The organism is Halomonas sp. WWR20, from assembly GCF_054602495.1.
Map to the genome: position 1 here is coordinate 1 of NZ_JBTRHR010000019.1, position 4,001 is coordinate 4,001.

Sequence of the window (4,001 nt, forward strand, 5' to 3'; positions counted from 1 at the left end):
TCCCTCTCCCAACCGGGCTGTCAGCAACTGGCCCGGTTGCGTCTCGTGTGACCCACGCACGACCTGTCCCTTGTCGTCTTCGAGAATCGCGTAGCCGCGACCCAATACCCGTTATTCGGCAGCGGCGGAAGCTTTGTCGTCAAGAAATGGTCGCTATCGGTGTAGACCTTAGTAGGCCTCCGGGTCGTTATCTCGAGATAAAAATCCCATCAGAGTCGCTGCAGTTAAACATCGATAAAGAAACGGATATTGCTTTCGTGCGGAATCGTTATTTTATTTGATTCCTCTAATTAGGATAGCTTCGACTCACTTCGATGGGCGAGGAGGCGGCGATGAATTTGCCAAATGTAGACTCCTCGCCACTCTCGGGCCGTCCTTGAAAAACAAGCTCTTCGATGCAGTGGATGGCTGGCGGCCCTAATCCGAGGAGAAGCGCACGATGGCGACTGGTCTTGCAGGAGATCTTGGGGGTATTACCGATGCCGATGCCGATACCAGGTTGGGGCGTCGTGAAAAGATCGGCTACGGACTTGGTGATGCCGGTGGCACCATTGTCACTGCGCTGATCGGTAATTTCCTGACGTTCTTTTATACGGATATCTTCGGACTGGCCCCGGCGGTAGTGGGCACCATGTTCATGGTGCTGCGTATTCTGGATGCCTTTACCGATCCCATGATGGGGATGCTGGCGGACAGAACGCGCACCCGCTGGGGTAAATATCGCCCCTGGCAGCTCTGGATTGCGTTGCCGATGGGGATCATCCTCTTTCTGGCATTCTTTTCGCCCGGCCTGAGCGGCGGCGCGCTGATCGGCTACGCCGTGGTCACCTATTTCCTGCTCTCACTGTGCTACACCGCGATCAATGTGCCCTATTGCGCGCTGATCAATGTGATCACCAGAAGCACCCGCGAAGTGGTCTCCTGTCAGACATATCGCTTTGCGCTGAGCGGCGTGGCGGCCTTTTGCGTCATGGTGGGCCTGCCGCTGCTGGCCGACTGGCTGGGGCAGGGGGACATGGCCTTCGGCTACCAGTCGGGCGTGGCGCTTCTGGCTGCACTGGCGGTCGTCATGTTCCTGATCTGCTTTGCCAGCGTCAGAGAACGCACCGACCTGCGTGACCACAACTATAGTATGAAGACCTTGATCACCAACACGGTCAGGAACGATCAGTTGGTATTGATGTTTCTGATCACCTTTACCCTGATGAACGTTTTCAATGTCAAGGGCGGATCGGCGATCTACTTTATCCAGTATTATCTTGAAGGGTCTCCCTCCTTCATTTCGTTCTTTTTCGGTGTGGCGACGCTGTCGGGTATTGTCGGTAGCATTCTGGTCAATTACCTGACTCGCCGCATCGAGACCGTCAGGCTCTTCATCCTGACCAATATCGTGCTGGGGATAGGCTCCTGCCTCGTCTATGTGGTACCCGGTGAGTACAGGATCGTCTGGGTCGGGCTCAATCTGGTCGGCTGCATGATTCTCGGCTTCCTGCTGCCGTTAAGCTTTTCCATGATGGCGTTCACCGACGAGTATGGCGAGTGGAAAACGGGTAAAAGAACGTCGGGCATGACCTTCGCCTTCAACCTGTTTTTTATCAAGCTGGCCTGGGCGACCGGCGGCGCCATCGTCAGCTTTACGCTCTCTCTCGTCAGCTATCAGCCCGGCCTGGAAAACCAGACCGCGACCTCGCTGAACGGCATTGTGCTGCTGGCGACGATTGTCCCGGGGATCTTTCACTTTCTGCTGGCACTGATCACCTGCTTTTTCAAGGTCAATGAACCCTTTCTAGAAACGATCAAGCGTGACCTGAGACATCGGGACGCCGAAGCGGGCGAGCCGAGCTGACAACACCCGGGCCGCAGTGATTCATTTTCGCAAGGAACCGATATGAGCCAAGATCAAACAGGCGGCCACCGCGGCCGGATCACCGACAGCTTCTGGTCCCGTTATATCGATCTGGTCAGGGATGTGGTAGTGCCCTACCAGTGGGAAGTGCTCAACGATAGGGTGCCGGATGCCGCGCCCAGCCATGCGATCGACAATTTTCGTATCGCCGCCGGCGAACGGCAGGGCGACTACTACGGCATGGTGTTCCAGGACAGCGATGTCGCCAAATGGCTGGAGGCGGTCGCCTGGCTGCTGCGGCGCCAGCGCGACGAGACGCTGGAGCGTCGGGCCGATGACACCATCGAGCTGATCGCCAGGGCCCAGCAGCCCGATGGCTACCTCAACACCTACTTTATCTGCAACGCATCGGAAGAGCGCTGGAGCAATCTCTGCGAGTGCCACGAACTCTACTGTGCCGGCCATATGATCGAGGCTGCGGTGACTTACTATGAGGCGACCGGCAAGCGGCGCTTGCTCGACGTCATGTGCCGCTTCGTCGAGCATATCGATTCGGTCTTCGGCCACGGGCCGGGACAGATCGCCGGTTACGACGGCCACCCGGAGATCGAGCTGGCCCTCATGCGGCTGTATGAAGTCACCGGCAACGAGCGGCATCTGGCGCTGTGCCGCTTTTTCGTCGATGAACGTGGCCGGCAGCCGCACTTTTACGATCGTGAGTGGGAACGACGCGGCGGTACCCATCATGACTTCGGTGAAGGCGGCGACGGCGTGCAGCCGTTCATGCTGCACGACAAGGGCTACAGCCAGGCGCATCTGCCGGTCTACGAGCAGGACCGCGCCGTCGGCCATGCGGTGCGCTTCGCCTATCTCTGCACCGGCATGGCGCAGTTGGCTCGCCACAGCGGCGACGAAGCACTGCTGGCAGCCTGTCGACGGCTGTGGGACAACATGGCCTCCCGCCAGCTCTACGTGACCGGTGGCATCGGTGCCCAGGCACCTCGGGAGTCCTTCACCTCGGATTTCGACCTGCCCAACGACGCCATCTACGGCGAGACCTGTGCTGCCATCGGGGTGATGTTCCTGGCGCGGCAGATGCTGATGATGGACGCCGACCGGCGCTACGCCGATGTCATGGAGCGCGCCTTGTACAACAACGTACTGGCGGGCATGGCACTGGACGGTCAGCACTTCTTCTACGTCAATCCGCTGGAAGTCGACCCCAAGATACTGGGCGACAATCTCGTCCTGCGCCATGTCAAGCCGGTGCGCCAGCGCTGGTTCACCTGCGCCTGCTGCCCGCCCAACCTGGCGCGTCTGATCGCTTCTCTTGATCGTTATGTGGTGGGCTGCAGGGAGAACAGGGCCTTCGTTCACCTCTATATCGGTGGCGAGTTTGAGCTGCCACTGGATGGCGGCACACTGACACTACGCCAGGAGAGCGCGCTGCCGTGGCGCGGCGACGTCGAGCTGACGCTGCAGGCCGCCAGCCCGATCAGGGCCAGCCTGGCGCTGCGCATTCCCGGCTGGGCGGCGGGCTTTACTGTCGAGATCAACGGCGAGCGCTGCGATGCAAGCGCGGCCGACAACGGCTATATCGAACTCGACCGGCAGTGGCACGACGGCGATCGTATCGCCCTGACGCTGGAGATGCCGATACGTCGCGTCTATTCACACCCCGGCGTGCGCCACAACGCCGGGCGGGTGGCGCTTCAGCGCGGTCCGCTGGTCTACTGTCTGGAGCAGGCCGACAACGGCGAGCGTCTGCATAACATCGCCCTGTATCGCGATGGCCGACTGACCACCGCCGAAGGCACCGATACGCTGGCGGGCATGACGTTGATTCGGGCCGAGGCAGGGCGCGAGACGCCGAGCGATAACGACAGCCTCTATCGTTTCGATCGCGCCCCCGCGTTGAGCGACTGCACCGCGACTTTCATGCCCTATTTCGCCTGGGCCAACCGGGGCGAGGGGGAGATGCGCGTGTGGGTCAACGAGGCACGCTGAGCGCCGGCCCGCGATGGCGGGCGCGCTATTTCTTCAGCCGGCGTTTGACCTCCACCTTCAGCTTTCCCTCTCCCAACCGGGCTGTCAGCAACTGGCCCGGTTGCGTCTCGTGTGACCCACGCACGACCTGTCCCTTGTCGTCTTCGAG

At 60.3% G+C, this 4,001-nt stretch carries 2 protein-coding genes; both read left to right on the forward strand.

Annotation, left to right across the window (positions count from 1 at the left end):
* The first annotated feature begins 439 nt into the window (after positions 1 to 439).
* Complete coding sequence (locus ACW4DH_RS18885) at positions 440 to 1,846, forward strand: MFS transporter (RefSeq protein ID WP_459637952.1); 1,407 nt, start codon at positions 440 to 442, stop codon at positions 1,844 to 1,846.
* A gap of 42 nt (positions 1,847 to 1,888) precedes the next feature.
* Positions 1,889 to 3,853, forward strand: a complete 1,965-nt coding sequence (locus ACW4DH_RS18890) for a glycoside hydrolase family 127 protein (protein WP_459637953.1) — start codon at positions 1,889 to 1,891, stop codon at positions 3,851 to 3,853.
* The last annotated feature ends 148 nt before the right edge of the window (positions 3,854 to 4,001 follow it).